Genomic DNA, 23513 nt, shown 5'->3' with positions numbered 1-23513 from the left:
TTTTTGCGACCGAGTTTCCGACCGGATTTAAACCGAAACTCTTAAAAGTTCAATCGTTCGCCGAAAACTAAGATTTACCGATTATTTTTTTGGGAACGTTTTCTTATACAATTCCAAAGAATCTAAAACGATCTTTCTTGCCAACTTCGCGTTTTGAAAGTCTTCGATAACTACGGTTTTGTTTTCCAGTTTTTTATAATCTTCGAAGAAGTGCTTGAGCTCCAATGTAAAATGCGGAGGAAGTTCCGAAATATCGTTGATATGATTAACGGACATATCGTTGGCCGCGACTGCGATGATCTTATCGTCTTCCTCTCCGGAATCCAACATTCTCATCACACCGATCACTTTTGCTTTTACCAAACAAAAAGGTTCCAACTCAACCTGAGAAAGAACCAAAATATCCAAAGGATCGTGATCTCCACAATAAGACTGTGGAATAAATCCGTAATTTGCGGGATAATAAAAGGAGGAATATAAAACCCGATCTAGTTTCAGAATTCCGTATTCTTTATCAACTTCGTACTTCGCGCGGCTTCCGCGTTTAATTTCAATAATGCCGTTTACAAATTCCGGAACTTGATCGCCCGGAGAAATATCGTGCCAAGGGTGTACCATAATAGAAAACTATTTTAACGGTCCAATGAAAGGCAAGTTAAAATACAACCCTCAATCGAGTTAAGCCTTCGGCTTCCAACTCCAAGTAACCGCAAGTAATGCGAGAGAGATCAATGTCGCACCGATGATGAGATACAAGGATTGTTCCCAATGAAATCCCGGTTGTTTGCTCAACCATCCCACCGCTTTGGAAAGAGCCGTTCTTCCTAAATAACCGAACAATCCGATAAAACCCGCGGCGGCTCCCACCGCTTTTTTCGAAGTGAAATCAAGTCCCGCAACACCTAACAACATGACAGGCGGATAGATAAAAAAACCGATTATACCGAACAAAGTAAGATCCAACCAAAGAAAACCGGGAGGAGTGAACAACAATACGACAAGAGCGGAAAGAATCGGAAGCATACATAAGAAACTCACCATTCCCCTTTTCCCGCCGAGTTTATCCGAACCCCAACCCACAAGAAGTGTGGAACCGATTCCCGCAAATTCGTATATGAGAGTACTGATTCCTCCCTTTTCCAAAGAGGCCCCCTTTGCAAATTTTAAATATGTCGGACCGATATCCGTTAAACTATAACGAACCACATAAATGAAAAAATTCGCAAATGCGAAAGTCCAAATATAATAATTCTTTAATACGGATCCGACGATAATTTCCTTAAACGAAAGTTCCCTTTCTTGTTCTTGGGAGGATATTCTCAATTCCTTTTCAGGATCTTCCTGATACTCTTCGATCGGAGGAAGACCTACCGACTGAGGAGTGTCCACCAATCGAAACAAAAGATACATTGCGGTTACGATCGCTATCGAAGCCGGAATATAAAACGCGTTTCTCCATCCCCACCAGGCGGCGCTATAAGCGGCGACAACCCCCACCAAACCGCCGCCCACGTTATGTGCTATATTCCAAATTGCGAATTTAGATCCTCTTTCCGAGACTCCGAACCAGTGACCGAGAGAACGTCCGCAAGGAGGCCATCCCATTCCTTGAACCAGTCCGTTCAATGCCCAGAGATAAAAGTGAACGTCGTATTGACTCGAAGCCCCGAACAATAAATTACAAATCGCGCTTAAGATCAAACCCAAAGGCATGAAGTATTTCGGATTACTACGATCGGATAAAATTCCCATTAGAAATTTTCCGATCCCGTACATGATCGCGGTCACCGCTAAAATGTTCGTAATTTGTTCCTGGCTGTAATGAAGTGTTTCTCCCATCTCCTTGGAAACGACCGGAAAATTATTTCTTACGAGATAAAATACGGCATAACCGATAAAGGTCGCTTCTAAGATTCTCCATCTAAACAGAGGATAAGATCGATCGATTGTTTCTTTCGGTAATAGTGGTTTTGCTTTTGCAGGAAGCAACCAATGGAATGGTGAAATCATTAGGCCCAATCTTATGAATCTAGAATCGCTTACAAGGTCATTTTTACGGTTCAACGACCATTTCGTTACCGGCAAAGTCGAAAAGATCAACGATCAAAATAGGAGTTCCCGCAATTTGCGGAACTTGTAAAAAAATTATACAAAAACGGATTTGCATTTTTTAAAGACCTTCGTTTCCTTACGCCTTATGATAGATTTGAATCCGGACTTAATTAAAAAAATGAAACTTAAGGAAGGAAACAAATTGATCGTTATTGAGAAAGAGAACGAATACAAATCGACTCCTCTCTCGGGCGTTATTTTTACGAATGAAATTTCCGAAGCGGATGGAATTCTTCTTTTTGCGGATTCCACCTCCTCTCTCAAATCTTCTTTTTCAAAAACTCTCAAATCGATCGATAAGGACGTTCTACTTTGGATCGCTTATCCGAAAAAATCCTCGGGAATCAAAACGGACTTAGACAGAGATCACGGTTGGGAACCTCTTTCCAAAAACGGATACGACGGAATCGCACTGATTTCCTTAAACGATACTTGGTCCGCAGTTCGATTTAAAAAAACCGAGGCCGTAAAAAGAGGAGGTTCTAAAGCGGAAAAACAAAAACGCCCGGAACTTTCCCAATATATCGATTACGAAACCAAGATCGTAAAACTTCCGGAAGACGTGAATAAGGCTCTTTCCAAAGATAAGAATATAAAAAAATCTTTCGAGTCCCTATCTTGGTCGCACAAAAGAGAATATATCGAAGCAATCTTAGACGCAAAATCGGCGGAAACCAGAACAAAACGAATTCAAAAATTAGTACAAACGATGAATTCTAAAAAATGAAAGAAACACGAGTCCAAAGAATGAACTCAAGCCACGTCGCTCCCAAACGTAAGTCAACGTCTCTAAACAAAGCCGTGTAACGTCCTAACTCCCGTAACGTTACCCGCAAGTTGAGAAGGATTTTGAAATCGGAAGGATCAAAAATGCCGACGTTTCAAATGACGAGTGGTTAGATTTTAGGACTTTACAAAATTCTTCTTTTTACAATTTCCAAAAAATAAATCGGCTCCTTTAAAAAAATTCCAATCAACAATCTTTGATCCGACATAATCGATAAAAGTTTGTATTATTTTCCATTCGAAAATTACGTCTAAAAACACTATATTCAGTTTTTGAATTTTAGAATATATTTATATTTTATAATACGATAGATTCTAATCATAAACACTCGAATTGATCTTAACGATTCCGCAAATTTAAATTCGGCATCGGTTGAGCGCTTGTAACAACACAAACAGAAAATAAAATCGAGAGGGCCCAAGTTGAAAACTTACAAATTGGGAGTGATCCAACTTTCGTTCCTACTAGTTGTTTTTTCATTCTCGGAAATCAACGCTAAAAAAACGAAAAGAGCCAAACGTCCGAAAGCTCGGACTCACACGATACAAATGGTTCGACAAGAACCGATCGAAGTTCAAAAACAGGAAGTAGCTCCTCAGACCAACACGACCGAAGTTGAAGTTAAAGAACCGAAAAAGGAACCACCCTGGTACGAGTCGGTTAAACTCGGCGGATTGATTCGAATTCGTCCGGAAGCCAGATACAATTACGATTTTGATAAATTCAAAAACGATAATATTTCTTTCGTAGGCGCCAAAGCTCAGATTTGGATCGAAAAGGAATTCACCGAAAAAACGAAGGCAAGAATCACCTTACAAGACTCCGCGCTTTGGGGTGGTGAAAAAGGTTCTTCCAACGGGCTCGATACGGCAAACGACAACACAAGGCAATCGGTCGGAATTCGAGAAGCCTGGATCGAATCCAAAGAATTAATCGGTCCCGTTACGTTACAAGCGGGAAGACAAATTCTAAAATACGGAGACGAAAGGCTCGTGGGCGCGTTGGAGTGGAACAACGTTGGAAGAAGTTTTAACGGTTTCCGTTTCAAAATCGATAAAGAACTTTTTTCCTCTCATGCCTGGGCGATGATCGTAGGCGAACAAGATTCGGACGTCGCTGGTAACTCCACTAACTTAGGAAAAAGAAATTCGTTTCCGATACAATACAGTTGTCCGGCAAATTCCCTCTCTCCTTCCGCATGTACGTTTACTACGGAACTTTCCAAACAACAACAAGGAGACGCGACCTTCACCGGCTTTTACAATACGATCAAACCGTCCGACTTACTTCACATAGACGCGTATTATATCGGATTGTATAAGAAATGGTTGCCTCATAACAATTCTACGATTCTGCTCCTTCCCAATCCCGAAACGATTCCGAGAGATTCCAGATACGATCAACTGCATACGTTCGGGTTCAGACTTTCCAACAGAACAAGTCCCGATAAAAAGGCGAAAATTCCGTTTGATTTTTCGATCGAATACGCGAGACAAACCGGAAGGAACGGACTGAACATCGCGCCGAGTTGGGATCGTTTAAACACGAACTTTGCCACGGTGGATCCTCTTACCGGCAAAACAATGACGAATAACGTTTACAAAGAAAAACAAACTTACGACGCTTATGCGTTTGCACTCGACTTCGGTTATACGATCGGATCTTTTCGACTCGGGGGCGTATACGACGTCGGTAGCGGAGATCCGAATCGAAAGGACGGAAAAATTGCTACGTTCTCAAACTTGTTTCATTCCAATCACGGTTTTTTCGGAGAAGCGGATCAAGTGAGTTGGGTCAACATGATCGGTAAGTCCGTAAATCTTACATGGGACGGGGGCGAATTCGGTAAGTTAAAAATCGCCTATTGGATCGTTGACAAACAAAAAAGACAAGACGGTTGGTACGACGTTACGGGAACCCTGAAAGAGGGAGCCAGCACGGAATCGTACACAAACGACCGTTTCAAGGACCCTTACATCCAAAACGAAAAAGGCGCCTTGGATCAAAGGGGAGTAACCACTCTTGGAAAGAATTTGTTTAGAGAAATCGATATGTTTTATTCATTCAAATATAAGGATATTCTTTGGGCCTTGGGAGGAAGTTGGATTTTTGCGGGCGACGCGGTTCGACGTAAACTCAACGACGATTCGATTTCTCCCGAATTTAGAAAAACCGACTTTCTTCCTCAAGCGCAGTTCGGTTACTTAATGATGACGGTCCAATTTTAAACCGAAGAGAAATAACTTTCAAAATTTTGAATATACTTTCGATAAAACGCGTTCAGTTCGCAATTCGCGTTTCACGCGCAATCGTTAGTTTTTAAATGGAATTCATCTCGAAATCGACGCGTTTCGTTTTAAAATTCGGTTATGCGACATCCGAACTTACATTTGAAAGCGGCTCCGCAAACTCTCCCGAAATCTGCAAACAAGGAGCGTTCTATTCTTTTATCCTTGTATAAATAACCGATTCTAAAATCGTAGTAAATATAAACGTCTCATTAACGAAGACGCAAAATATCTCCTGGTTCCAACCTTCCTCTCTTCGATCGGTTTTTTGATCTTCCGGATGTTCATCTTGAAAATTCAAAGTATTAGAGGTTCCCGGAATTCGGGCGATTCATCGTTTTGAAAGGAACATCTATGAAAAAACTCAAGTTTAGCGAACTAAACTTATCCGCCGAAATCCAAAACGCGATTTCGGAAATGGGCTTTGAAGAAGCCTCCCCCATCCAATCGGAAGCCATTCCGGTCATATTAAAAGGAAAAGACATCATCGGACACGCGCAGACCGGAACCGGAAAAACGGCCGCGTTTGCAATTCCGACGATAGAACTTCTGGAAGTGGAAAGTAAACATCTACAAGCCTTGATTCTTTGTCCGACTCGAGAACTCGTCATCCAAGTCAGCGAACAATTCCGCAAGCTGATGAAATACAAAGGGAACTTCGAAGTTGTACCGGTTTACGGCGGTCAGGAAATAGACAGACAACTCCGAGCGCTTCGTAAAAATCCTCAGATCGTAATCGCAACGCCGGGGAGAATGATGGACCACATGAGAAGGGGCTCCATCCGCCTGGAAGACATCAAAATCGTCGTTCTGGATGAAGCCGACGAAATGTTGGACATGGGTTTTCGCGATGACATGGAATTCATTCTAAAAGACACTCCCGTGGATCGTCAGACGATTATGTTTTCCGCAACGATGTCGAACGATATTCTTACCTTGATGAAACGATTTCAAAAACATCCTCAAATCATCGACGTAACTCATCAGAAACTGAGCGCGCCTAAAATCGAACAAATCTACTACGAAATTCAAGAAAACGCAAAAGGGGAAGCTCTTGCGAGATTGATCGAATACAGAAACGTAAAACTCGCATTAGTATTTTGTAATACAAAAGCCCAAGTGGACACCGTCGTCGAACTGTTGAAATCGAGAGGTTACTTTGCGGAGGCGCTTCACGGAGACTTGAATCAGAAACAAAGAGACAAGGTGATGAACGGATTTCGAAACGGAAGTATCGAAATTTTAGTCGCGACGGACGTGGCGGGAAGAGGAATCGACGTCAACAACGTCGAAGCGGTGTTCAATTACGACCTTCCCAGAGACGGAGAAGACTACGTTCACAGAATCGGTAGAACCGGAAGAGCCGGTAAAAAAGGAATCGCGTTCTCCTTTATCGTCGGTAAACAGATCTACAATCTCAAAAAGATCGAACGGATCAACGGAATCAAAATCGAAGCGGGAAAAATTCCAACGTTAGACGATCTTGAAGAAACGAAAATCCATTCTTATACTTCCAAGGTCAGATCCATCGTGGACGCGGGGCATATCGGTAAATACGTAAACCAAGTGGAAAAACTGATGGGAGACGATTACACCGCGCTCGACATCGCCGCCGCCTTGTTTAAGATGACAATCCTTAAAGACAGCGTTACTTTCGACGATTCCGTACAATTCGAATCCAACTTTAAATTCGATGATAGAGATCCTTCTAAAAAGAAATCCGGCGGAGGAGGAAGATATAGGGATCGGAATTTCGGAAGATCGGAGCCGAAGTCCAAATCGAGTTCGAGTTCACATTTCGGCAATAGTAGTTCCGGCAACGGATCTCGTTCTAAATTCTCCCAAGGTGATAAAAGTCAAAAATCGAGCGGCGCTCCTTCTTTCAAAAAAAAGAAAAAGTAAGAACGGCCTTTAGTCGAAAATCGACTTAGAGCCTGTCCCAAAACTTAAAACAACCGTAAAGATTTGCGGCCATTCCGATAAAATCGGACGGTTTTGTTTTGGGACAAACTCTTAATCAACATGAGTTCAATGTAAAAAACAGGGGCGAATCCAACCCTGGCGCTGCGATCCGTAGAAAGCAGTGCCGCTTTAGTTTTTTGAAACGGACCCCCGTTTAAAATTCTTTTCCAAATCGGAAATTTATGCCGAAACTAATAATAGTAAACCGTCCTTTCGATAAAAAGGGCGATCGAGTATTATGATTTTCGATTTCATTTTTAAACTCAAACGATTGATCGTAATTCTTTTCCTTTTTGTCTTAGGATCTAATCCTTCTTTATTCGCACAAACCCAAGAAAAGGAAGAATCCGCACTCAATCTAAGAATGGTTCCGCTTTGGAAAGGAGAAGTGGAGGCGGTTTATAGTGGAAAGGGAAAAGTAAAAATTCGAATCCGAAGAGGTTCCATCTTTTACGGAAAGGAAGAAGAGGAAATCAAAGCCATCCTGGAAAAAAAAACTCAATACGCAGTTTTACAAAAAAATCCTGAAAAAGAAATCGGCTCCTTTTCCATCCGCCAAATCTCGGTCGCTTATCAAACCAATTCGACGGGAAAAAATGCCTCCGAAATCGAACTCTTCGGTTCGTTTACCGCAAACTCGGGCGTACCGGAAAAACTCCTTACGGCGGGAACTTTCATTCAGGACTATAAACAAGAAATCGCTTATATAGAACCGGGCGCCTTCTTCACCGAAGACAGAAGAAGAACCAGGCCCGCAAAACAACTCAGACATCCGAAAGACGGAAAAGAAATGGTTCTCGTATTCGGAGGATACGAACAAAACGGAGAATCGTTTTACGAGTCGATGGGATTTTTTCTTCACGGACAAGGAAACGAACCTTCGGAAGACAGTTACAATCCGTTTTATTTCAAACCCGAACGAGGCAACCTTCAGGACATTTCCTCCTTTTACATCGATAAATATGAAGTTACAAATCAAGAATATTCAAAATTCCTAAAGGAAATGAATACGCCTCCTCCGCCCCATTGGAAGGGCGGAATGTACCCGGCGAGTCAAGAACATCATCCCGTAAACGGAATCACTTACAGAGAGGCGGAAGCCTACGCGCGCTGGTCCGGCAAACGACTTCCGACCGAAATGGAATGGGAAAAGGCCGCACGCGGAACCGGCATAACTTGGATGATCAATCGAGACGAATCCTATTCCTTTTTCCCGAATGTTTTGGAATATCCTTTCGGAAACGATTTCGATTCTTCCTTATGCAATACTCTCGAAAGCAAAAAAATGGATACGATCTCCGTTTACGAACTTGCAAAAAAATCGGCCAGCCCGTACGGAGCGATCGGAATGTGCGGGAATGTAGCGGAGTGGACGAGTTCGGATTATCTTCCGTATCCGGGACATTCACTCAAAAGAAACGCATTCGGAAAAATGCATAAAGTCATTCGAGGCGGATCTTTTTCCTCCGCAAAGGAAGAATCCACGACGTATTTCCGATCCTTTGGAGGAATTCCGAATTTAAAAACGGATCGCAGAGCGGGAATTCGACTCGTATGGGATCTACCCGGAAAATAAACGGAAAAATCCTTTAGCAAATTCAATCTCCTTAAAAGATGATCCTAGAAGAATCGGAAAATGTTTTGTTTAAAAACGTTTCTTCGGAATAAGAGGTTTGAATGAATACGTTGCAGGAGCTTAAGGAAAGGATTCGTTTTCGGAATACTGACTTCCAAAGGAATTATGAAAGCAGGTACTATTGGTTTCCGGAAGAATCCCCTCCGTTCTGTATCATAGAAGTAAACCAATACGATCCCTATCACGATATGACTTTGTATCTCGAAGTCGATCTAACGACGTTGAAAATCGTCAAATCGGGCGTAGACGAAAAAAGAGTTCCTTACGAATCCTGTCCCGCCGCGGTTAAAACATACGATTATTTAGTCGGAGAGGAAATGTCTTACGTAAAACTGATGAATCGTTTTCCTGCGGATAAAACGTTAGGCTGTCTTCATATCAACGAATTGATTCAAAACGCCGCGATGAATTTTCATTCCGCGTACGCTTTCTATCTCAAAGAAAGAAATTTTCCGGCTCAATTCGACGAATATAAAATGTACGAAGGAAACCTTCCCGCTCGAGAAAGAAGGGAAATCGGAAGACATTGGTGGATGAAAGACAGAGGCGTTAAAAATTCCTGTTATTCTTTTTCCTCGCGTCACGAAAAACCCGAACTCAAGGATCAGGTGAAACATCTTGACAGCATTACTGCAATGATGGTAAAAGAATTTAAGAAGTCGAAGAAAAACGAATCCTGAACTTTTTTAGTCCTCCGGTCTACAACCTGCTTTTACTTAGGTAGCATATTCACGGACAAGGCGGATGATGTAGCCTTCGTAAAAAGAACGTCGAAACTTGTTTTCGGAAGTTGGTATTCAAGATTCTTCTTTCTTCAAATCGACAAACGCCCGCTTAGCTCAGGGGTAGAGCATTTCCCTCGTAATGAAAAGGTCGCCGGTTCAATTCCGGCAGCGGGCTAATCCTAAATCTCTTGCCCTATCGCGGACGCGAGAGACTTTGTACATCGTGTCTCATCTAATACTCATTCCGTTTTGTCTTATAGGAGGTTGGGTACTCAAACGGGGAAAAATTTTTCCCGAAAACTCGGGACTCGTACTTGGAAATTTCGTAGTTTATATTTCCCTTCCTTCTCTAATTTTAGCTAACGTCCCGACGATGAAACTCGAAACGTCTCTGGCTTTTTTGGCCTGGATGCCCTGGTTGATCTTCGGGCTTTCAGTCGCATTTTTTTATACGATCGGAAAGTTCTTCGATTGGGATTCGGAAACGAGAATCGCCACGACACTTTGTTGCGGATTGGGGAACACGTCCTTTTTAGGACTTCCCGTCTTACGAGCGTTCTACGGAGAAGAGGTCACTAACTCGGTGTTGATCATCGATCAGTTCGGAACCTTTCTCTGCCTTGCGATTCCCGGATTTATTCTCGCGTTACGTTTCCTATCCGAGAAAGATCGAGAAAAAAGTGGAAACCCGATCGGATCCATTTTGCAAAAGCTCTTTACTTTCCCTCCTTTTCTTGCTTTACTTTTTTCGTTTTTCCTAAGACTTTTCCCCATTCCGGAATCGATCCGTTCCGTGTTTGAAATTTTGGGAGGAACACTCGTGCCGATCGCTTTATTTACCGTTGGATTTCAAATGGAATTTCCGGCTTTGGGTTCTCAATCCGAGAACTTCATCCAACCTCTATTCGTCGGCCTCATTTATAAATTGCTCCTCGCTCCGATTCTGATATTTCTAACGTATCGTTTTTTAAACGTAAATCAGAGTCTATTGCGGATAACGGTGTTAGAAGCCGGTATGGCGCCCATGATCACCGCGTCCATTGTTTGCATTCAGATGGGTTTCAGGCCCGCGCTTGCAGCCGCTTTTCCGGGACTTGGAATCCTACTTTCGATTCCGACTTTGTTCTTATTCTATACATTATTGGAGAATTTTGTCTGACTGATTTTTCAGAATCACTGGCCGACCTATTTTCCGCAGTCAAAACCGGAAAGATGGAAGAAATTCAAAAACTCCTTACCGTCATGGAAGGAGAACAGATCCTCGTCGATTGGTTAAAAAACTATAGAGACAATTACGGATCTGGAGTTTTATCCTGGGCCGTAAAAAACGGGGATCAGGAAGCGATCGAGCTTCTACTCGGAGCCGGAGCCGAGCCGGATGAAACGAACGCAAGGGGAGAAACTCCCCTTTTGACGTCTTTAGATCAGGGCAACTTAGATTTAATCCGAATCTTTTTGGAAGCGGGAGCGGACACGGATAAAAAGGATTTTGCGGGAAACACTCCGCTTACAAAAGCGGTGAGCGCCGGAGACTTGGAAATCGTGGAAATGGTTTTTGAAAACGATCACTCGCCGACTCCGGACTTAGAAGAAAGAAACGGAGAAGGATATACCCCTCTTCTTTTGGCGGTGGATTTGGGACATTTGGAAATCGCGGAATATCTTCTGGACAAGGACGCAGATTGTTTAAAAAAGAATTCGGAAGGAAGAACCATCCTCCATCTTACCGCCCTTCATAACGATTTTGAGATATTGGATCTATTCCTATCAAAAGAAGAAACAAAAACAATTTTAGAAGATAGAGACGCGGACGGAAATACGGCGCTTCTTCTCGCGGCTTCGCACGACAGTGTGGAATGTTTGGAAAAACTTTTGAAAGTAGGAGCCGATCTTTTACAAACAAACGCATCCGGAAAAACCGGATTGGAAGAAGCGGAAAGACAGAAATACCATCACGTTTCCAAGATTCTTAAAAAAGCCCTTACCGAAAAATTATTTTTTGCCGCCAAACACGGAGAAGACGAAACGTGCCGAAACATTCTTCGACTTGGAATTTCCCCAAATCCGATCGATCAGGAAGGAAACACACCGCTTCACATCGCGATCATTCACGACCGGACTTCCACTGCGGAAGTATTGTTGAACTCGAACGCGTCTCCATTTTTAAAAAATCTGGAAGGAAAATCTCCTTTAGACATCGCAAAAGAAGAAGAGAAAATAGAATTGATTCGGTTGTTGGAACCCGAGCCTGAAAAAGAATAAGAACGTTTCAAGTAGATAGGGATTAGTTTGTTAGGGGTTAGTAAATCAGATCCAAAGATTACAAATTAATTTTCAGAACTTTATAAGATTACATTTTAGGCAAGCGCTGAATCATACAAAACCTTTTACAAAATAAAACGTTGGCTGAGTAGATCGAGTAATTCTTCCGGATCATCCGAAACGATCAGACCGTTTTTAGTTTCCGGATCTAAAAAACCGTCGTCCACCATTCTCCCCAATTGTTTGAGCAAATAGTCGAAATAACCGTTTACGTTGAGTAGACCCAAAGGTTTTGAAATCAGCTTCAATTGATTCCAAGTCGTAATTTCCACGAGTTCGTCCAAGGTTCCGATTCCACCGGGCAACGCGATAAAACCGGAGGACTTTTCATACATTCTAAACTTTCTTTCGTGCATGGAAGAAACGATCATAAGATCTTTGACTCGATCGTGTTTGACTTCTTTGATGGAAAGAAAATCGGGAATGATTCCCGATACTCCGCCTCCTTTTTCCATCACCGCATCGGCGATCGTTCCCATAATACCGCAGGAAGCTCCCCCGAAAACCAAATCGAAATTTTTTTCCACGAGCAATCGGCCCAAGTCCCGAGCCGCCTCGGTATAAACCGGATTGGTCCCCGAACGGGAACCGCAAAAAACACAAACCGCCAATTTGGTTAAACTCATAATCTCTCTTTTTATTTCTATTCGGATCGGATCGTTTCGGAACCTGTTTTAGGACGTAAACATTCGATAAGATCGTTCTATTTCGTTATTTTTAGCGAAGAGAATTTTGTAACGTTTTTCTTTTTGCATACTCGGGAAAAAAATGTTTGAATTCTTACGTCTTATCTATCTCTCACTTCCTAAAACCTATGAAAAAGCAAATTCAAAGATCAATCCCCTTCTTCCTTTTTACGGTCTTTTTCCTCCTGTTTCAAACGAACGTAATCGGGCAAAACGATTTATCTCAATCCAACCCGGACGTTTTGGAAAAAGAAGCCGACGAACTCGAAATCAAAGCGGGTAAGGCGCAAGATCCGGTCACGAGAAAAAGGCTGATTCTCGAAATTCAGAGAAAAAGGAAAGAAGCCGGCGAACTTAGAGATAAACTTCACGAACAAGAACTTGCCAAAACTCCGAAAGGAGCCACGTTTGAAATCACGTTTTTGTTCAATCAAACAAATTGGATTCCGGAATCGTTAGCGAGAAGGCAAAACGTTTCCGTCAACGAGACAAACACCTTTCTTTACACGAACGGACTTTATCAAAATATAGATACGATCGCGAGAAACGGAAATTTCGACGCGCACACGATCAACAACACCGGAAGTTTTTATTCCAACCCGCAGGGAAACACGAAAACCGCGTATCCGATTCGATTCTTATTCTTAACCGAGTCCAAAAAGTTCGGAGTGGAAGCTACGTTCCTAGATCTTAGAATCAATCCATCTTATTCCTCCGTAAATATTAATCCGACTTCGGGAAACTTAAATCAAACGTATAGTTTGTACGGTCCGCAACTTCGAAGAACGGATATTCAATTGAACTTTCTTTACTTTTTTGAAACGGGATCAGGAACCAGAATCGGACCTTCTTTAGGAATCCGGAACTTGGATACGTATTCCAAAGAATACGGAAACTTACCCGGAGGATTGGGCTTCGGAAATATGGAAGAAAAAGCCGGCGGTTTAGGTCCTCAAATCGGATTTAGAATCGTTAAGAAACTGAATAATTTTTTTCAGTTTCACGCAAGCGCCGATTACTTTAAAACATTAGGAAAATATCATCTAAAGACGAACGGAAGTACGACCTATAACGGCGCTCAAAACTTTTTAGTTACGGAAACTTCGGGTTCGGCGGGAGAAAACCTCGTCAAAAGAGGCGGTTATCAAATCGATACCGGACTTTCTTTTTTAAGAACGAGCTGGCTCAAATTTACGTTCGGTTTTCAATATACGGAAATGAGATCTTCCGTCACCGGATATAACTACGACGCGAATTTGTTATTTCCGGATATCATCAGTTCGACGGCGCTGAATACGGTTACAAAAACGGTGGACTTGACTACGACAAGACCCGCACTTCAAAAGGAAGTGATCGATACCTATTACGGGTTTTATTTGGGAGTTTCTCTGACTCTTTAAAACGAGAGTTGTTGAAAAATTAATTTTCTTCTCTTTCTTTTTTAACAAAACGAACGAATGACGCCATTTTGTTAAAAGCAAATATGGAATTTTTCAAAAACTCTAATATAAGAATTCTCTTGAGAATTCTTTTTATGAATCCTAACCTAGTTTTGCGGAAAGGAAAAAAGATAAAACAGCCTTCGGAAACTCTTTCGAGTCAACGAAGGCGAGTTGTTCAAAGAAAGAATTTATTTAACGGGAACGGGTGCGAGTTTCATCCAACCCAATCTTTCGATCAGAGCCAATCCGCCGAAAAGAACGGTCGTATAAAACGCGTCTCCCAAAAGAGAATTTTGAAAGAAAGGAATCGCCATAATAAAACACTGAACGAGTCCGTTCAGATCATAGGAATAATATCCGGCCATCCATACGTAAAAGTTGGTGATCAGAAAGAAAAAAATCGACCCGCCCAAGGACCAAAGTGCAATTCTAACTGCGGAAGAAGAAGTTCTCAACTGCCATCCCGCTACGACCAAAAGTAAAGATATTCCGTAAACCGGAAGTATCTGATCGTGAAAGCCTATCAACAGGTCGCTGATAAAAAGGGCGCCTATCGGAAGAAGCAGAGACAGTTTTTTAGAAACAAAATGGGCTCCCGCAAAAAGGGAAATCGCAAGGATCGGCGTAAAATTAGCCGGGTGTGGAAAATAACGACTCGCAACCGCGACCAGAATGAGTGAAAGAACGATAAGACTTTTTGAACGTATCATAAAGCGCCTACAAAGTATTTTTTTTAACTATACTTCAGTTTTACGGCTCCCGTCAATCCAATCCCGATTCCAAACGGACTGAAAAAGGGTGCAGACTTAGCTCGGCGATAAAAAGTTGGAACAAAACTCCCGCCGTTCTTGGAGGAAACGTATATGCAATCAAAATCACTTACGGATGAAATCGGTAAACTCCAAGAAGTTACAGCCGTTCTTCGAGGAGAAAACGGATGTCCTTGGGATAAGGAACAGGATCATCAAACTTTGGTTCCGTATCTGATCGAAGAATCTCAAGAAGTCATCGAAGCAATCCTAAAAAACGACGACGAACTTCTCAAAGAAGAATTGGGCGATCTACTGTTTCAAGTCGTGTTCCACGCAAGACTTGCGGAAGAAAGAAATGCCTTCGACTTAGGGGACGTAGCCAAAGGAATTTCGGATAAACTCATTTTTAGGCATCCTCATGTATTCAAGCCGGAAGGGCCGGCGTTTTCTTCTTCTCAAGAAGTTTTGGAAAATTGGGAAAAAATCAAGGATCAGGAAAAAAAGAAATCAAACGACTCGTCTATTTTTTCGAACGTTCCCGAGAATTTCTCTTCCCTTTTAAAAGCGGAGAAATATCAAAAGAAGGCGGCTAAAGTCGGATTTGACTGGAAGAACATTTCGGATGTGCAGGGAAAAGTTAGGGAAGAAATGGAAGAATTCTTAGCCGAGTTCGGTCGTGTTCAAGCGAACGGAAGCAATCAGGTTCGTATCGAAGAAGAATTCGGGGATTTACTATTCAGTTTGGTAAATTTAGGAAGGCATCTTGGAATTTCCTCCGAAACCGCGCTCACAAGAACAAACGCAAAATTTAAGAAAAGATTTCAATATATAGAAAAGACCTTACAAACCCGCGGCAAAACGCCGAAGGATTCCGACTTAGAAGAAATGGACCGTCTTTGGGACGAGGCAAAAAAGAATGAATGAACCGGATTCATTCGAAAAGAGAATCGAACAAACGGAAACTTTGATTTCTTTTCTTTCCAGACATTTTTTTTTGGAACTTAAATCGAATTCGGAAGAATGGCCGCGCGCCTATGAATTTACCTATCTGGAAAAAAGTTATAAGACGATGTTTTCTCTTTTCGGTTCCTTTACTTTGATTCCGAACGATACAAAACGAATTGTGGGAACTTCTCCGATTTATTATCTCAGCCTAAGTATGAATTACGACCGACAACTTGTTTGGACCAAACCGGACGGAGAAATCATGAACGACCGGCAACAAATCGTAGACGAGTTGAAAAAATACATTCAAATTTTTGAAACTTCCATTTCAGAGATCGACAAGAAGGGAAAAAAGATTTGAAGGTGCTCGTTTTAGATTCCGGTACAACCGTCAGAAAAATCATATCGTCTTTTTTTCCGGCGGAAGATTTTCAAATCTTCGAAGCGAGTTCGGCAAAGGAAGGATTGGATCTTACCTTTCGGGAAAATTTCGATCTAATCACGATCGGAATGATCCTTCCGGACTCCGACGGATTTACGGTTTGCAAAACCATTCGAAACGGCCTGCGAGAAAACAAAGACAATATATGCAAAAATTCTAAAATATATCTGATCACTTCGGGAGATATCGAAGCCAATCGTACAAAATCCATTGAATTCGGTTTTGACGGAATTTTTCCGAAACCTTCCGGAATCGAAGAATTCAAAATAGTAATTAAAGAAATCATAAAACTCTCTTATCAATCGAATTCTATAGAATCGCAAAAGGCGGGAAAAATTCTCATCGTAGACGATTCGGAGCTGAATTTACTTCTTTTAGGAAAAATTCTGGAAAAAAACGGTTACTCTTTCCATGCATTTACGGAAGGAAAAAAGGCGTACGAATACCTTCAATCTTTCGGCGAAGAAATCTCCTACATTCTCACCGATTGGATCATGCCCGACTTTTCGGGAGAAGAACTCGTGGAAACGATCCGCAAGCAGGAAAAATTCAATGATATTCCGATCGCGGTAATTACGGGACTCGAAGAAAACGAGGATTTCAGGATCTCAGTCTCTCAAAAAAACGTTTATGTCCTTCATAAACCGTATTTTGAAAGAAAAATTTTAGAGTACATTCGAAAAATTTAATTTACTGCGGGGAATTGAATTTCTCGAATCACGTCCGGATGACAGTCCGTTCTGAATTCCCCCGAAAAAGGTTTTAAACCGGAAAACCATTGTCCGTTTTCATACTGCAGATCGTTCCAATACAAAAACAAAGTCGTATCTCCGAATTGATTGTTTAAGGAGACCTGTTGGATCTCGCCGGTCGGGGAAGGTTCCTTGTAAAAAGTTTCTCCCGAAAAGGAAATCATCTGGATTTGATACGGTTCGGCTCGATAAGGAGTTCCTTCCTTTCGTTTATGGGAAGGTTTGAGTTTCCATCCGGTGATTTTGATCTTGGAAACCTCTTCAAGCTTTAAAGATTTTGAATATACAATATTACTTTTTTTATGCTGAAACTTGAATTCAATCGGAGGATTTTTCCAAAAACCTTCCACGTCGCGACCGTCGCAAAAAATCACTTTGATCTTTTTTTCTCCCTTTTCATCCACCCCGGTACCGGTTTGTTTTTCGTTTTCTCCCCTTTGATTTCTGGAATCTCCGACCGTCGGTTCTACGGGTAATGTCGGTTCTTTGGGAGCTTTTTGTGCGTGGACCGAAAAATTTAAAAATAAGAGTAAAAATGCGAACGTAAAAAAATATTCCAAACTTAGAAATGAAATTTGGTCGGAAATCGAAGTTCTGTGTTTCAAGGTTTTCATAGTTACGATTGAAATTCCGAGCTGCACGAGTTATATACGGATCGATTTTAAATTCCCGGCCCGGCGGCCACGTAAAATGGCCGCTGCGGAACCTTGTATGGCTGCCGGGAACTTTTGTTTGAAACGATTAAAGTTTTTTCTGGATCGCTTCCATAAACTGAAAAGTATCCAAGGCTTTTGCGTTCGGATCCGTGCAGAGAAGAGTTAAATCCTTAGTCATCTCTCCGCCTTCGATCGTATCGATCACGGCCTTTTCCAGTTTATGGCCGAAAGCGGTTACGTCCGGAGTTCCGTCCAATTCTCCTCTTTTGATGAGGGCTCCCGTCCAAGCGAAGATGGAAGCTACGGAGTTTGTGGAAGTCGTTTCCCCTTGTTGGTATTTACGGTAGTGTCTGGTTACGGTTCCGTGAGCGGCTTCGTATTCGAATTTTCCGTCCGGAGAAACGAGCACGGAAGTCATCAGTCCCAAAGATCCGAACCCGGATGCGACCATATCGCTCATCACGTCTCCGTCGTAGTTCATCAGAGCCCAGAGCATTCCACCTTCGTTTTTCATAATCTGAGCGACCGCGTCGTCTATTAGATAATACGAATATTCGATTCCCGCTTTTTTGAGATCTGCGGCTTTGGCTTTCGCAAGTTCGTCGAAAATCGCGCGAAATCTAGCGTGATACTTTTTAGAAATGGTGTCTTTTGTCGCGAACCAAAGATCGATCTTTTCGGAAATCGCATAATTAAAACAAGCCTGAGCAAAACTAAGAATGGATTTATCCAAGTTATGCTGACCCATAATTACACCCGCTCCGTCGAAGTCGTGAATCAAGGCTCTTTGTTTTTCCTTTCCGTCTTTTCCGGTATAAACGAGTTCCACTTTTCCGGGTTCGGGAATATAAAGTTCGGTGTCCTTATAAAGATCCCCGTAAGCGTGACGTCCTACCGTGATCGCTTTTTTCCAAGAACGAACCGCGGGAGGAATATTTTTTACGATGATCGGTTTACGGAAAACGGTTCCGTCGAGAATGGAACGAATGGTTCCGTTAGGCGATTTCCATTCTTGTTTGAGATTGTATTCTTTAACTCTGTCTTGGTTCGGAGTAATGGTGGCGCATTTAACGCCGACTCCGTATTTTTGAATCGCGTGCGCGGAATCCACGGTAACTTTATCGTCCGTTTTGTCCCTATATTCCACGCCTAAATCATAATAGTCCAGTTCGATATCGAGATACGGATGAATGAATCTATCCTTGATCTCCTTCCAGATGATCCTGGTCATCTCGTCCCCATCCAACTCTACGAGCGGGGTTTTTACCTTGATCTTTGCCATTGAATTCTCCTTTAAAATTTTGCAATGATAGAATAATAGAATATGATTCTGTTCTAAAGTTTGAATGCGTTATTGGGAAGGAAAATTCGGATTCTCCGTGATTTTCATGATCCCGTTTCTGAGCCAAGTAAGGTTCTGCATTTCGAAATAATTGATCGCAACCGGAAGGGATACGATTCCGATCACGGAGAAATAACGGTATTTCAACGAATCTTTTTTATTCAGACCTTGGATCGTTTTTTCAAGTTTGGCGAGAATTCCTTTCCAACGAAGAAAAAGCGGTTTTAGTTCCGGATTACAATCTTCGAAAAAAAGTTCTTCCGCGCTTTGAGTGATAATTTCCTTGAGACCGATCGGCAACGCAGGGGAACCGAATTGATCCCGTAAACGAACCAAATCCTTTTCTATGTCTTCTTCGGATTGTCTTGCGATCGGGAGAATGGAACTGATTCCGACGGAAATCGGAAGCGAAACCCGAAGAAAAAAATCGCCCGCGACCATACCTTGCAGAAAGGAGCGAACCGACTCCCGAGGCGCCGCCGAAAAATCAAGCTGCTGGGAACTAAAATTCTTGGTGGTTTGAATGATATATTGGGTCAGCTTGATTTTTTCTGTCCAAAATATAGCCAATAGATCGGATTTCATAGTTCTGAATGATACTATTTTGATTTTCGCTTTTTTAGCAAGATTTATTAAAAGGAAGTCTTTGAAGCTAAAAATCGAAATTTTCTTTTCTATTTCAAAAAAAAATCGGGTTTACCCTCCTTGAATTCTCCTTTCCGGAACCGTTTTCAGAGAGGTAAAAAATGGAGAACTCGATCGATCCGAAACGGGAAGAATGGAGGAAGCTGATTTCAAAAAAGGACGACTTTCGAAAGATCGTATCAACGTTAAACGACTTTTACATTCCGAAAATTCCGTTCTCAAAACTGGACGAAGGACAAAGAATGAGAGTTCGACTAGCAAAGGGAAAGATTAAAAACTTCGACGTATTTCTAAAGAAGACGGACGATCACGAGTTCTTAATTTTTCTGAAAGTCGCGGACCGGTTCGAATCCTGGATTCATCAGGACGGAGTCGGGCAAGCGAAGGAACATTTCTCGAAAGAGGGAAAAACCGATCACCTTGTGTTTCGATTTCCTTGTATCGGCGAGCTTTACGAAAAACACAGCGCTTTTGTTCGGGAAGAGGAAATGAAAACTCCAAACGCAAAAGATTCCGCTTGATCATTTTTCTCCCGGACTTAAGGATCTTCGGAATGTTCAAACAAACCGACTCGGAAAAATTTTTCGATCGTATTTCGTCGTTTCCTAAATTCGGAACTTTTTTACTTTTGTTCTTTTGTCTTTTTCTCGCATCCAACGGAACGATCAAAGCGGATGATCCTCCGGTTTTAAAAAAATCCGAAGTTCTCAAAAGAGCGGGACTCAAGGACTATTCCTTTCAACCTTACACACAAGAAGGTTATTTTCAGGCTTGGAACTATTCCTATCGAGACGATAAAACCTTCATCTACGCGACCTTTCTGATAAGTAACTTAGGTCCCGGAACGAAAAACTGCGGGATCAGTTTGGTGATTCACACGTTAGGCGAAGGAACCGAATTTATCACGAAAGAATTTTCCGCAAAAGAATTAACCGCGGAAAAAGGAAAATTCGATCTCAAGATAGAAAACAACCGGATGAACCTCAATGGAGAAGGAATCGAAATCCAACAGGACACGAAGAATATTAAATTATTCTTATCTTTTAAATCGGATCTGAAACATGGCGTTTCCCTTTCCGGAGGTAAACATACGGTCAAGGATCCGAACGGATTTGTGCAGGCGGATATGGCGTATTCGTTCCAATCCGCTTGGGGTTATTTGATCCAAGACGGTAAAAAGAAGGAACTTCTCGGAACCGGCGGGTTGGAACATCTTCTCACAAACTACGAAGTTTACAAATACAGCCGGAGATGGGAACTTTTCCGTTCCATCAATGCAAAGGATTTTCGTTTTTATACGGGAGGTTTTTTAGGAAACGATTCTTTTCCCGGAGGTTATTTCAGAACCGCCACGCTTCTGAACCCAGAAGGAAAAACGGTCGTTTCGGGTAAAATCACCAAGTTTGAAGTGTTGGAAACGGAAAAGGAACCTTTTTCGGGATACGATCTTCCACTTCGGGAAAAAATTTATTTTGAAGACGGTTGTTTTGCGGAACTCGTTCGAAAACAATCGGTCGGCAGCATCAACGTTCTTTCCAACATTTCTTCCGTACTTCGATTTTTTATCCGTTTGTTTTTTGCAAAACCGTATCAGATCTATTCATTAGCGGATTTGAATGTATCTTGTCCGGATAAAAATTTACCTGCGGGTTCGCTCGAAACCTTTAGCGGAATTCTTTCCTATTATTTGATCAATCCTTAATATTCCAAAAATGAGTTTTTTGAAATAAAAATTTTGATTTTAAGGATTTCGATATTTCATGCCGCGATTCGTTCAAACAAAAGATACAAAACCGAGTGTGGCGCGAAAGAGTTCGAAAGTTTTGAGACAAGTTATAAGATAATTTAAGATTTACAAAATCAATAAAAAGAGCGGAATCGAAAGTAATCCCGCTCTTTTTATTATTTTTCGAAATTGGATTGTGTGGCATTTCTACAAAATCGAATATTCTAAAATCATTATTCGATCTTATTTCTCACTGTTCCACACAGACCAGACCTAAATTATACGGACCATAGGCTGTACGAGTGCTGGAACAAGACGTCGTAAAGTTTCCTCCCGTCGAAGCCTTAGCCGCAAGAATATCCGAGTCCGTACCAGTCGAACTCCCAAACGATCCAAAAAGATTAAGGGCAGAACTATTCCAGGAGGTACAAGTAATCGGTAAACCTCCGGATTTCCAAACTGTCCAATCCGAATTTAAGCCGGTCCACTGACCGGAAGCGGCAATTTGCGTAAATGGATTTTCCAGTCTCGCGCCGTTTGCAAAATCAAACATACCGGAACTATTCGTAGTCATTACGATCGCACCGTCCTCGGCTCTTTGATACTGTTGATTCGGTTGGAACACCCAGTTTACTTGTCCATCCGTGGAATTAGGACCCACTGTAGTCGCCACTCTAGCAACTCCGTCCGTGATCATCGCTTTGTATATTCCAGTGCTTGGAACGCTCGAAGGAATATGATTCTGACAAAACGCATCCGCTTCCGTAACACCCCCAAAGTTTCCATTGTGAACAACACCCGAAGACGATGTCGTAAAGATATACGGAGTCATACCTTGTGGAAAAGCCGACTGTAGACTTTGTCCACTCTGAAGCTGATTACCGCTTGCCGTCCGATTCTTTGGACAATCCAATCCGACACATCCCTGCTCGTTAGAGATAAGCGAAATCAATCCACTTAAAACCGTACTGTCGTTACCAGATGACTTATTTAAACACGCGACAAATACCAGCGTGAAAGCCGATAGAATCGCAAGTTTATTTTTGATTCTCATAATCATTGATTTACTCCTTAAATCACGAGAAACTCTGAATCTAATCCATTGACACTATTGGGCCAACAAAACATAAAAGATTCATATTTATCGTATTTTTGATATTTCAACAAATCATATTTCATTTTTTTCAAAAATAAGACAAATAAAAATGTTTTCACGCTCAAATCAAAATAAGACTTCTTTTTGTACATTTAAATTTCGACTAATGTAACTTAAAATGGGAATCCGTTTCCTAAAGGTTCATTTTTCCGTAAAAAATAAAATCGGAATATAACAACTTTTATATTTTTTTAGTCTTTAAAAATCAGAACATTAGTCATAACTGCTTATTCCCGTAATGTAGGAACTCGCGTTACGTGAGTTCGGCCTAAGGAGCGAATAAAACCGGCAATTGTTTTTAGATTTCAAAGTCAAAGACGGTTTTTTGGAAAGAATGAATATGCAACCAAACCGCTTAAAAGATTAACAGCCCATTGAAAAAGCTCCGATGTCTGGTATGTTGAATCTGGCATATATTTTTAAGCTCATCATGAACCGATTCGATGATAGCTCTTTTTCTTAAAAGCCTGTCCCAAAACTCAAAACAATCGCAGAGATTTGCGGCCATTCCGATAAAATCGGACGGTTTTGGGACAAACTCTAAAAGAATTTTGTCGACTAAGGGCATTAATTTATTCTTCATATTCTTTTTTAATTTTGTAATGAGTTGAATTCCTTTTTCATAAAGACTTTCAAAAAGAGATTGGCTAATGTAACCTCTATCTCCGAAAAGTTTACCGAAAATATTTTTAGAAAGTGGGGAGATCACTTTTGAATTCCTGTCGTCGATATTTCCAGGAATAATCATAAATGATGGAATGAAATTCCGGAACATTTTTCCAGGCAAGAATTCGATAGAAACGAAGCTATGACGCCTAACGCATTGGCATCAATTCAACAAAACGATTGTAACTCACTGCTTTTGGAAATTCGGACTTCATATCCTTTTTTATTTCTATCAAATAAAAATTCTTAAATTCTCTGCAATGAGAAAGATGAAAGTAAACTACGATCGTTGCTACTTCACTTAAGGCTAAAGCCGTAATTATACTAGGTGTTTTACAAACAACAGAACTCTAATTTTTTTTCCGTACCGGTTTTATTTTTGGTGTGTACAAAAATCATCGATTGCACAATACATTGTTGTCAGATCCATTATTTTACCCTCTTTTTGCCGTAAGATTCGGTTTAATATGC

General features: G+C 41.5%; 20 protein-coding genes, 1 tRNA gene and 2 pseudogenes. 14 read left to right on the top strand and 9 right to left on the bottom strand.

Annotated elements, in window-relative coordinates; genetic code table 11:
• Positions 1-81 precede the first annotated feature (81 nt).
• Together LEP1GSC060_RS14015 and LEP1GSC060_RS14010 are read right to left on the bottom strand one after the other, a co-directional pair.
• Positions 82-618, bottom strand: coding sequence for an inorganic diphosphatase (locus LEP1GSC060_RS14015; RefSeq protein ID WP_003005784.1), 537 nt, complete (start codon positions 616-618; stop codon positions 82-84).
• A gap of 60 nt (positions 619-678) precedes the next feature.
• Positions 679-2010: an MFS transporter gene (locus LEP1GSC060_RS14010; RefSeq protein ID WP_003006613.1), complete on the bottom strand. Its 1332-nt coding sequence runs from the start codon at positions 2008-2010 to the stop codon at positions 679-681.
• Between the two features lie 187 nt (positions 2011-2197).
• Here LEP1GSC060_RS14010 and LEP1GSC060_RS14005 point away from each other — a divergent pair, with 187 nt between their 5' ends.
• The 8 genes from LEP1GSC060_RS14005 to LEP1GSC060_RS13965 all read left to right on the top strand — a co-directional run bounded on the left by LEP1GSC060_RS14005 (position 2198) and on the right by LEP1GSC060_RS13965 (position 11772).
• Positions 2198-2839: a YdeI/OmpD-associated family protein gene (locus LEP1GSC060_RS14005; protein WP_036096616.1), complete on the top strand. Its 642-nt coding sequence runs from the start codon at positions 2198-2200 to the stop codon at positions 2837-2839.
• 482 nt (positions 2840-3321) lie between these two features.
• On the top strand, positions 3322-5127 hold the full coding sequence (locus LEP1GSC060_RS14000; protein ID WP_003005997.1) for an alginate export family protein: 1806 nt from the start codon (positions 3322-3324) through the stop codon (positions 5125-5127).
• A gap of 414 nt (positions 5128-5541) precedes the next feature.
• Positions 5542-7089, top strand: coding sequence for a DEAD/DEAH box helicase (locus LEP1GSC060_RS13990; RefSeq protein WP_003006353.1), 1548 nt, complete (start codon positions 5542-5544; stop codon positions 7087-7089).
• 298 nt (positions 7090-7387) lie between these two features.
• Entirely contained in the window at positions 7388-8725 is a 1338-nt protein-coding gene (locus tag LEP1GSC060_RS13985) for a formylglycine-generating enzyme family protein (protein ID WP_003006666.1), read from the top strand.
• A gap of 101 nt (positions 8726-8826) precedes the next feature.
• Entirely contained in the window at positions 8827-9465 is a 639-nt protein-coding gene (locus LEP1GSC060_RS13980; protein ID WP_003006733.1) for a DUF2889 domain-containing protein, read from the top strand.
• Positions 9466-9613: 148 nt separating this feature from the next.
• Positions 9614-9685, top strand: a tRNA-Thr gene (locus tag LEP1GSC060_RS13975).
• A gap of 48 nt (positions 9686-9733) precedes the next feature.
• Positions 9734-10669: an AEC family transporter gene (locus LEP1GSC060_RS13970; RefSeq protein WP_036096615.1), complete on the top strand. Its 936-nt coding sequence runs from the start codon at positions 9734-9736 to the stop codon at positions 10667-10669.
• Positions 10670-10722: 53 nt separating this feature from the next.
• Positions 10723-11772, top strand: a complete 1050-nt coding sequence (locus LEP1GSC060_RS13965; RefSeq protein ID WP_003005990.1) for an ankyrin repeat domain-containing protein — start codon at positions 10723-10725, stop codon at positions 11770-11772.
• A 125-nt stretch (positions 11773-11897) separates the two neighbouring features.
• Here the strand turns inward: LEP1GSC060_RS13965 and LEP1GSC060_RS13960 are convergent, their stop codons facing one another.
• A complete protein-coding gene (locus tag LEP1GSC060_RS13960) occupies positions 11898-12458 on the bottom strand; it encodes an LOG family protein (protein WP_003006604.1) in 561 nt (186 codons plus the stop codon).
• Positions 12459-12646: 188 nt separating this feature from the next.
• Between LEP1GSC060_RS13960 and LEP1GSC060_RS13955 the strand changes: the two genes are divergently transcribed.
• Positions 12647-13918, top strand: a complete 1272-nt coding sequence (locus tag LEP1GSC060_RS13955) for an LA_2444/LA_4059 family outer membrane protein (protein ID WP_036096614.1) — start codon at positions 12647-12649, stop codon at positions 13916-13918.
• Between the two features lie 230 nt (positions 13919-14148).
• Here the strand turns inward: LEP1GSC060_RS13955 and LEP1GSC060_RS13950 are convergent, their stop codons facing one another.
• Entirely contained in the window at positions 14149-14670 is a 522-nt protein-coding gene (locus tag LEP1GSC060_RS13950) for a DUF6580 family putative transport protein (RefSeq protein ID WP_003006084.1), read from the bottom strand.
• A gap of 153 nt (positions 14671-14823) precedes the next feature.
• On the opposite strand from LEP1GSC060_RS13950, the gene mazG reads away from it, so the two are divergent.
• From mazG to LEP1GSC060_RS13935, 3 genes are read left to right on the top strand one after another with little or no spacing between them, the layout of a single operon-like run.
• Positions 14824-15636 carry a nucleoside triphosphate pyrophosphohydrolase gene (gene mazG, locus LEP1GSC060_RS13945; protein ID WP_003006435.1) on the top strand — a complete coding sequence of 271 codons (813 nt, stop codon included), beginning with the start codon at positions 14824-14826 and terminating at the stop codon, positions 15634-15636.
• On the top strand, positions 15629-16018 hold the full coding sequence (locus tag LEP1GSC060_RS13940; protein ID WP_003006587.1) for an LIC_13241 domain-containing protein: 390 nt from the start codon (positions 15629-15631) through the stop codon (positions 16016-16018). The genes mazG and LEP1GSC060_RS13940 overlap by 8 nt, the downstream gene beginning before the upstream one ends.
• Positions 16015-16788: a response regulator gene (locus tag LEP1GSC060_RS13935; RefSeq protein WP_003006592.1), complete on the top strand. Its 774-nt coding sequence runs from the start codon at positions 16015-16017 to the stop codon at positions 16786-16788. Before LEP1GSC060_RS13940 ends, LEP1GSC060_RS13935 begins: the two co-directional genes overlap by 4 nt.
• Here LEP1GSC060_RS13935 and LEP1GSC060_RS13930 read toward each other — a convergent pair.
• The 3 genes from LEP1GSC060_RS13930 to LEP1GSC060_RS13920 form a co-directional block, all read right to left on the bottom strand.
• Positions 16785-17465 (bottom strand): hypothetical protein, encoded by a 681-nt coding sequence (locus LEP1GSC060_RS13930; protein WP_003005841.1) that lies wholly within the window; start codon positions 17463-17465, stop codon positions 16785-16787. The two genes, LEP1GSC060_RS13935 and LEP1GSC060_RS13930, sit on opposite strands and share 4 nt — an antisense overlap.
• A 127-nt stretch (positions 17466-17592) precedes the next feature.
• Complete coding sequence (locus LEP1GSC060_RS13925; RefSeq protein WP_003006195.1) at positions 17593-18789, bottom strand: NADP-dependent isocitrate dehydrogenase; 1197 nt, start codon at positions 18787-18789, stop codon at positions 17593-17595.
• A gap of 69 nt (positions 18790-18858) precedes the next feature.
• Complete coding sequence (locus LEP1GSC060_RS13920) at positions 18859-19434, bottom strand: hypothetical protein (RefSeq protein ID WP_003006450.1); 576 nt, start codon at positions 19432-19434, stop codon at positions 18859-18861.
• Between the two features lie 161 nt (positions 19435-19595).
• Here LEP1GSC060_RS13920 and LEP1GSC060_RS13915 point away from each other — a divergent pair, with 161 nt between their 5' ends.
• A complete protein-coding gene (locus tag LEP1GSC060_RS13915) occupies positions 19596-20015 on the top strand; it encodes an LIC_13246 family protein (protein WP_003005832.1) in 420 nt (139 codons plus the stop codon).
• A 32-nt stretch (positions 20016-20047) separates the two neighbouring features.
• A complete protein-coding gene (locus LEP1GSC060_RS13910; RefSeq protein ID WP_003006427.1) occupies positions 20048-21196 on the top strand; it encodes a hypothetical protein in 1149 nt (382 codons plus the stop codon).
• A 277-nt stretch (positions 21197-21473) separates the two neighbouring features.
• On the opposite strand, the pseudogene lenF reads toward LEP1GSC060_RS13910, so the two are convergent.
• Positions 21474-22274, bottom strand: a pseudogene (gene lenF, locus LEP1GSC060_RS13900) (endostatin-like outer membrane lipoprotein LenF); the annotation flags it as partial.
• Positions 22275-22589: 315 nt separating this feature from the next.
• A pseudogene (locus tag LEP1GSC060_RS21105) lies at positions 22590-23472 on the bottom strand (transposase).
• Positions 23473-23513: the final 41 nt, after the last annotated feature.

The sequence above is a fragment of the Leptospira weilii serovar Ranarum str. ICFT genome (assembly GCF_000332415.1).
GTDB lineage: Bacteria > Spirochaetota > Leptospiria > Leptospirales > Leptospiraceae > Leptospira > Leptospira weilii_A.
Note: the sequence above shows the minus strand (reverse complement) of the source record. Positions and strands in the feature narration are given on the sequence as shown.

What these genes read in the sequence shown, in the direction of transcription:
- LEP1GSC060_RS13985 (WP_003006666.1), top strand. Translation starts at nt 7,388, where the DNA reads ATGATTTTCGATTTCATTTTTAAACTCAAACGATTGATCGTAATTCTT.
- LEP1GSC060_RS13910 (WP_003006427.1), top strand. Translation starts at nt 20,048, where the DNA reads ATGTTCAAACAAACCGACTCGGAAAAATTTTTCGATCGTATTTCGTCG.
- mazG (WP_003006435.1), top strand. Translation starts at nt 14,824, where the DNA reads ATGCAATCAAAATCACTTACGGATGAAATCGGTAAACTCCAAGAAGTT.
- LEP1GSC060_RS13955 (WP_036096614.1), top strand. Translation starts at nt 12,647, where the DNA reads ATGAAAAAGCAAATTCAAAGATCAATCCCCTTCTTCCTTTTTACGGTC.
- LEP1GSC060_RS13920 (WP_003006450.1), bottom strand. Translation starts at nt 19,434, where the DNA reads ATGAAATCCGATCTATTGGCTATATTTTGGACAGAAAAAATCAAGCTG.
- LEP1GSC060_RS14005 (WP_036096616.1), top strand. Translation starts at nt 2,198, where the DNA reads ATGATAGATTTGAATCCGGACTTAATTAAAAAAATGAAACTTAAGGAA.
- LEP1GSC060_RS13915 (WP_003005832.1), top strand. Translation starts at nt 19,596, where the DNA reads ATGGAGAACTCGATCGATCCGAAACGGGAAGAATGGAGGAAGCTGATT.
- LEP1GSC060_RS13965 (WP_003005990.1), top strand. Translation starts at nt 10,723, where the DNA reads ATGGAAGAAATTCAAAAACTCCTTACCGTCATGGAAGGAGAACAGATC.
- LEP1GSC060_RS14010 (WP_003006613.1), bottom strand. Translation starts at nt 2,010, where the DNA reads ATGATTTCACCATTCCATTGGTTGCTTCCTGCAAAAGCAAAACCACTA.
- LEP1GSC060_RS13990 (WP_003006353.1), top strand. Translation starts at nt 5,542, where the DNA reads ATGAAAAAACTCAAGTTTAGCGAACTAAACTTATCCGCCGAAATCCAA.
- LEP1GSC060_RS13980 (WP_003006733.1), top strand. Translation starts at nt 8,827, where the DNA reads ATGAATACGTTGCAGGAGCTTAAGGAAAGGATTCGTTTTCGGAATACT.
- LEP1GSC060_RS13950 (WP_003006084.1), bottom strand. Translation starts at nt 14,670, where the DNA reads ATGATACGTTCAAAAAGTCTTATCGTTCTTTCACTCATTCTGGTCGCG.
- LEP1GSC060_RS13940 (WP_003006587.1), top strand. Translation starts at nt 15,629, where the DNA reads ATGAATGAACCGGATTCATTCGAAAAGAGAATCGAACAAACGGAAACT.
- LEP1GSC060_RS13925 (WP_003006195.1), bottom strand. Translation starts at nt 18,789, where the DNA reads ATGGCAAAGATCAAGGTAAAAACCCCGCTCGTAGAGTTGGATGGGGAC.
- LEP1GSC060_RS14015 (WP_003005784.1), bottom strand. Translation starts at nt 618, where the DNA reads ATGGTACACCCTTGGCACGATATTTCTCCGGGCGATCAAGTTCCGGAA.
- LEP1GSC060_RS13960 (WP_003006604.1), bottom strand. Translation starts at nt 12,458, where the DNA reads ATGAGTTTAACCAAATTGGCGGTTTGTGTTTTTTGCGGTTCCCGTTCG.
- LEP1GSC060_RS13930 (WP_003005841.1), bottom strand. Translation starts at nt 17,465, where the DNA reads ATGAAAACCTTGAAACACAGAACTTCGATTTCCGACCAAATTTCATTT.